The 6,141-nt window shown below is 60.5% G+C and carries 7 protein-coding genes; 6 read left to right on the forward strand and 1 reads right to left on the reverse strand.

Annotated elements, in window-relative coordinates:
- The first annotated feature begins 10 nt into the window (after nucleotides 1-10).
- From C2U68_RS16635 to C2U68_RS21285, 6 genes are all read left to right on the forward strand, one after another.
- Nucleotides 11-841, forward strand: coding sequence for a hypothetical protein (locus tag C2U68_RS16635; RefSeq protein ID WP_140913591.1), 831 nt, complete (start codon nucleotides 11-13; stop codon nucleotides 839-841).
- Nucleotides 842-922: 81 nt separating this feature from the next.
- Nucleotides 923-1,711 (forward strand): hypothetical protein, encoded by a 789-nt coding sequence (locus tag C2U68_RS16640; protein ID WP_260839379.1) that lies wholly within the window; start codon nucleotides 923-925, stop codon nucleotides 1,709-1,711.
- A complete protein-coding gene (locus C2U68_RS16645; protein ID WP_140913592.1) occupies nucleotides 1,708-3,408 on the forward strand; it encodes a sialidase family protein in 1,701 nt (566 codons plus the stop codon). The genes C2U68_RS16640 and C2U68_RS16645 overlap by 4 nt, the downstream gene beginning before the upstream one ends.
- A gap of 53 nt (nucleotides 3,409-3,461) precedes the next feature.
- Entirely contained in the window at nucleotides 3,462-4,040 is a 579-nt protein-coding gene (locus C2U68_RS16650) for a hypothetical protein (RefSeq protein ID WP_140913593.1), read from the forward strand.
- A 214-nt stretch (nucleotides 4,041-4,254) separates the two neighbouring features.
- Nucleotides 4,255-4,713, forward strand: coding sequence for a YncE family protein (locus tag C2U68_RS16655; RefSeq protein WP_222101924.1), 459 nt, complete (start codon nucleotides 4,255-4,257; stop codon nucleotides 4,711-4,713).
- Nucleotides 4,697-4,855, forward strand: coding sequence for a hypothetical protein (locus C2U68_RS21285; protein ID WP_186289646.1), 159 nt, complete (start codon nucleotides 4,697-4,699; stop codon nucleotides 4,853-4,855). The genes C2U68_RS16655 and C2U68_RS21285 overlap by 17 nt, the downstream gene beginning before the upstream one ends.
- A 63-nt stretch (nucleotides 4,856-4,918) precedes the next feature.
- On the opposite strand, the gene C2U68_RS16660 is transcribed toward C2U68_RS21285, so the two are convergent.
- On the reverse strand, nucleotides 4,919-5,833 hold the full coding sequence (locus C2U68_RS16660; RefSeq protein ID WP_140913594.1) for an AraC family transcriptional regulator: 915 nt from the start codon (nucleotides 5,831-5,833) through the stop codon (nucleotides 4,919-4,921).
- Nucleotides 5,834-6,141 lie beyond the last annotated feature (308 nt).

The following is a 6,141-nucleotide window of genomic DNA, read 5'->3' on the forward strand; positions in this document are numbered from 1 at the left end:
GGAAAAAAGTATGCAAAAGATCGGATCGAAATCGCTGCGGCTACGCTGCGTCCTGGCTGCCGGCGCGCTGGCAATCGCTAACGTGGCAAGTGCAGGCACGCTGAACGGCGGGGTGTTCCAAATTTCCTATGACAATCCCGATGATTTGTTGTCGGGCTTGACCTTGGGCGACGGCGCGATCACTTCGTATTATGTCGCCAATTATTTCGACAAGTCGTTGGCGGACAATATGAATGTGTCGCAAATGCTTGGCGTGGCAAACGATACCTACCCGGCGCCTGCGACGCTGTCGTTCGACATCAACCCGTCCAGTTTGGCCGGTACCGGCATTCCGTTCGGTAGCGGCGGCCGCAACAACAAAGCGACCACGTTAACGTGGGGAAGCAGTCAGGACACGTTGACCAACTCGTCGACATTTACCGCCAGCGGCGTTGCCGGGCTAAACGGTGTGGTAATGACTCGCGGCAGTTTCACCGGTACGCTGCTATCCGGCGATTACCAATTCGGCTACGTCGCCGCTCGCAATAATGGCGTCAACAGCGGTTGGGCTCTGACCAACAACGTCAGCTTCTCGTCCACCACCTACGATACCCGCAACATCAGCGTCACCACCGACGGCGACAAACTGCTGTTTACCGGCGAACTGTGGTATTCCGCCAGCACCAGCGCCTTCCTGTTCGGCGGCGACGGCGTCAGCCAAGCCGGCCGCGCCGGTACCTTCAGCCTGATTTCTCCGGCTCCGGCCGCGGTTCCGGTGCCGGCAGCGGTCTGGTTGTTCGGTAGCGGTTTGTTCGGCGTGATGGCCTCCACTCGCCGTAAACGCACAGCCATTCCGGCCTAAGCCGGCTTTCGCACCCGGGCATACCCGGGTGCTTCGGCTTGGCTGGCACCGCTTTTCAAGATTATTTCCCTCAGCATGACTATGAGTATTCATTTAGCTAGATTTTCGGCGCTCCGCTTCGGCTGGGGTATGTTGCTGGCCACGGCGTTGTTATCCCCGGCGGAGGCCGCCACGGTATCCGGCGGCTGGTTGGTCGTGAACTTGGATCGCGACGCGTTGGCCGCCGCCGTGGATATCGACGAAACGCCTGCCCGGTCGATGTACCTGGAAGAGTTTTTCGACGCGCAAGCCTCGCGCAGCCGGAGCTATAGCCAAATTTTGGAAGACCACCTGGTGCCCGGCGTGGCGGAGATTCCCGCAACCGGATTGACGTTTGCCGTTAACGGCAGCTCGGTCACCAACTTAACCAACCGGCGGAGCAAGCCGACGACCATCGATTTCGATCCGGCCGATTTCGAGGCCACGGTGACGGGTGCTATCGGCTTGGCCGGGGTGTTCCGGTTTCGGGTCGATACCGGCTCGGACTTCAATCGCATTTTATCCGGCGATTACACCTTGGAATACGACGCCGCCAATATCGACCTTGCTAGCGGCCGCTCGGCCTGGAGCCTGTACAACCACGTTTCTTTCCGCTCGCAGTCTTACAACCTGTTCAACGTCGTGATGGGACTCGATTCCAGCCGCTTCAGTCTGTCGGGCGATTTGGGTTTGGGAGAGGGCTACGACCACCTGAACGGTACCCGCGATGCGATTGTCGGCAATTTCAATCTGCAAACCGCGGTGGTGCCGCTGCCGCCGGCATTCGCGTTGTTCGCGGCCGGCTTGGCCGGCTTAGGTTTTTGCCGCAAGCCAAGAGGACACATGTTATGAAAATTGACCTAGGCCAAGCGGCTACCACCTGTCCGCGCCGTTACGCGCCCCCGGCGAAGCGCTTGGTGACGGCGTTGGCGGCTTCGATGCTGACCGCCGGCTGGACGCAGTCCGCGATCGCGAATCAATACAGCCAGGGCGCTTATATCAGTACCCAAGTCAATGTCACCGCCGACGGCAAAAATATCGTCGGCGATGCCGCCAACGAACCGAGCCTGGCGATCAATCCGCTGGACCCCGCCAATATGGTGGTTTCCTGGCGCCAGTTCGATTCGGTGGACTCGTCGTTTCGGCAAGGCGGATGGGCTTATACCGCCGACGCCGGTGCGCATTGGCATTTCAACGGCACGATCACCCCGGGCGAAGGCCGCAGCAATCCGACCCTGGATGTCGACGCCTTGGGCAATTTTTACTACCAGAGCCTGCATTTCGATCCGAGTTATACCTTTGTCCAAGACATCCAGGTCATCAAATCATTGGACGGCGGCCGCAGTTGGGAAGCGCCGGTGTTCGCTTACGGCCAAGGCGGCGACAAGGCCCAAATGGCCGTGGACCGCAGCGGCGGCACCAGCGACGGCCATGTCTACCTGAATTGGCGCGACTGTCTAGCGGAAAAATGCTTCGTCCGCTCGATCGACAGAGGCGCCAGCTTCCAGCCGCCGCTGGCAATCCCGGAGACGCCGACCTTCGGCACGATGCGGGTCGGCAACGACGGCGAGCTGTATCTGGCGGGCAGACGGGAGCCGTCGGAATTCGACGAGGAACACCAAGACCGTAACCTGCATCACCACCTGTTTTCCCGGTCGTTGAATGCCCGCGATCCGGCGCAAACCCCGACCTTCGATACCCGCGAAATCGACTTGGGCGGTCTGGCTCCGCTATTTTTGTTTAAGCAAAACCCCAACCAATACGGGCCTACCGGCGACGTCCAAGTCGGTGTCGATAGCTCGGCCGGCGCGATGCGCGGCCAGCTTTACGTTTTGGCGACGGTCGATCCGCCGGGGGCGGACAATCTCGACATTACCTTCGTCCGCAGCAGCGACGGCGGCGACACCTGGAGCGTCCCGGTACGCATCAACGACGACGCGCAGAGCAAAAATAACTGGAATTGGTTCGGCATGATGGGCGTGGCGCCCAACTCGCGCATCGATGCCGTCTGGTACGACACCCGCGATAGCGGCAATTACAAGGTGTCGCGGCTGTATTACAGCTACTCCTGGGACGGCGGGCAAACCTGGAGCAAAAACGTTCCGGTCAGCCCGGCATTCGACACCACAATCGCTTACCCGCACGGCTCCACCAAGATCGGCGACTATTCCACCTTGGTGTCGGACAAGGACGGGGCCAGCCTGGCCTACACGGCAACCTATAACGGCGAACAGGACGTGTACTACCTAAACGTGTTTCCGGACTGTAACCAAAACGGCCAATCGGATGTAACCGACATTGAGCGGCGCCGGGTCGGCGACACCAACACCAACCATGTGCCGGACGTGTGCGAGGCCATCACTGTGGCCGGCGATCTTGACGGCGACCGCGATGTCGACCAAGTCGACATTAACCGGATTCTGGCGGCGCGGGGCAGCAAGATTGCCGCCGGCGACCCGCGCGACATCGACCGTAACGGCGTCGTCAACCTTCTCGATGCCCGCAAACTGGTGCAATCCTGTACCCGACCGCAGTGCGCGACCAACTGAACAAATTTCCACAGACCGTTGACCAGTCCATCAAACATAAGGAGATACCGCAAATGAAAAACCGTTTTAGCCTGACTCTGCTCGCTGCGTGGTTATTATCGATATCGGGAACGGCAGGGGCCGCGATCGAATTGAGCCTGGTGCCGATCACGCAGACCGCTTCGTCGCTTAGCGTCGGCGTTTCGATATCCGGCTTGGGTAACGCTGCGGCGCCGTCGTTGGGAGCCTACGATTTGGACCTGGTTTTCGACGGCGATCATTTAGCGTATGTCGGCGCGGTATTCGGCGATCCGGTTTCGGGTAAGGCATTGGACCCGCTGGATTTGGGTTTGAATCCGTCGGCGGCGGCACTGGCCGGCGCCGGCCGGTTGAATCTGTTCGAATTGTCTCTGGATAGTGCGGCGACACTAAACCAATTGCAGGCGGACAGTTTCATCCTGGCCGTGCTCAATTTCGATTTTCTGATGGCCGGCAGCAGCCAATTGAGCCTGAACATCAACGCGCTAGGGGATGCCAACGGCGATCCGCTGCAGGCCGCCGCGACGCCGATCGCTGTCACTTCCGTACCCTTGCCGCCGGCTTTTGCCTTGATGGCCGCCGGCTTGGGGCTGTTGTACCGGCGCTGCGCTTAGTGCCGTTTCGACTCGGCCGCATCTCGCCGGCCGGGTCTCGATATTCCTTTATCTTGCCGCGAATGCGTTTACGCGCGGGAAGGGTGGCCGTCGCTACGCTTCTTGCCGCTGCCGTGTCGTGTGCATTACCCGAGGGTGTTATTCGTCCGGCCGTGCTGTGAAAGGCAAGTATCGGCGGATAGGCGCCGCGTTTACCCGTCAGGAGGAGATCAAAATGTTGGGATCGATTCGTCGCGCGACCGTGCGTGGGCTCTGCTTTGTCATGCTGTTGCCGGCATGGTGTCCGCTGCCGGCAAACGCCCAATCCGGTTTTACCCTGTTCGAAAGCGGCCAAGTCCGGCCGTTGGCGCTGTCGCCGGACGGCAAGTTGCTGTTTGTCTTGAACACGCCGGATAACCGGCTGGAATTGTTCCGGGTCGGCGACCGCAGTGCAGTGCCGTTGGGATCGGTCCAGGTCGGGTTGGAGCCGGTCGCCTTGGCGGTCAGGAACGACAAGGAAATCTGGGTCGTCAACCATCTATCCGATAGCGTCAGTATCGTCAATCTGGACGAGAACGGCAGCGGCCGAGTGACCCGGACCCTGTTGGTTGGGGACGAGCCGCGCGACATCGTTTTTGCCGGTCCCGGCAAATCCCGCGCCTTCGTTACGACCGGCGATGTCGAAAAAAAATGACTTGAGTTTGCTGTTGGCAAGCAAAAATATGGGGGCGGCCATCGGCGATCCGAAAGATTTGGATTACGACGGCACGATCACCGCCCAGGATGCCCGGAAGTTGATTTCGCTGTGTAGCCGGGAGCGTTGCGCGCTAAATTGAAGCGCAGGTGCCGGCTGTATGGGTAATCCCATGGTGAAGCTCGGCCGCGCTGGACCGGACGCATCACTCCGGAATCGGAATCAATGGATATTCGGCGCCGCTGTGCGACCGGCGGTAGCGGCCGGGGCTGGTGCCCAGGCAGCGTTTGAAGGCGCGGCTGAACGACGATACCGAGTCGTAGCCGCAGCGGCTGGCGACTTTCTCGACCGTCATGCCGCTTTCGCTGAGCCAGTCGGCGGCGATCTGCATCCGCCAGCGCGTCAGATACTCCATCGGCGGCAATTGGAAATGGCGGTCGAATTTTTGGATCAATGCGGTTTTCGACAAACCGACCTGGGCGCACAGCCCGTTCAAAGTCCAATCCCGCCACGGCTCTTGGTGAATCAGAGCCAAAGCCTTTTCCAGCCGGGCGTCCGCCATGGCGCCGAACACGCCGCCCCGAACCGAACCGGACTCGATGCAGTGGCGCACCGCCAACAGGAAAATGCCGTCGCACAGGCGTTCGATCACGGCAAAGCTGCCGAAGCGGCCGCTGTCGGATTCGGCCGTGATCAATTCGATCAATTGCGCCAGAATCGGCCCGGCCTGCCGCTGCCTGACCACGATCTCGGTCGGCAAGGTCCGCCAGACCGGCAACGGCGCAACCCCTGGTTCGATCAGGCCGCAGACCATGCCGCTGTCGCCTTGCGGCCATTGCGCGGTGCGGGCGCCGGGCAAATCCGGCCTCACGTCGCTCGGGCTGTAACTGAGATAGTGCTTGCGGGCGTGCGGCAAAAACAACACCAGATCGCCGGTTTCCAGCCGCAACGGCTCGGGCCAGGCCGGCGAGTGGACCCAGCCGCACCCTTTGGTCACCAAATGAAACCAGATCGCCTGTTCGGAATTATGGTCGACTACCCAAGGGCCGCACAGGCCGCCGGCAAATACCAGTCGCGCCCGCAGGCTCAGGCTGTGGAAAATTGCAGACAGGCCATCCATACGTCAACCTCGGTTAATCGGCCGGTCTCGGCAACGGCGCCGGCCTTTACGCCGCCGGCACATGATAGGACTGTTTCCGGACTGTGGGCAAAGGTTTGCCGGTGGGGTGCAATTCGGGTGGGATTGGAGCCGAGGCGGAGAGGGGGTTGCGAAGGGCTGGTTTCTAGCGGATTTGGTTTAGGTAAAAATCTACACCGAGTATCGTTTGGAAGGCATCGTTGTGGGCAAGCCGTGGACCAATGCCGTTAAATTAAGGAATAGAACGGCTGGTTCACATCCTGTAGGAGCAGGCCACGCCCGCGATCAAG

The sequence above is a fragment of the Methylomonas koyamae genome (genome assembly GCF_006483455.1).
Classification (GTDB): Bacteria; Pseudomonadota; Gammaproteobacteria; order Methylococcales; family Methylomonadaceae; genus Methylomonas; species Methylomonas koyamae_B.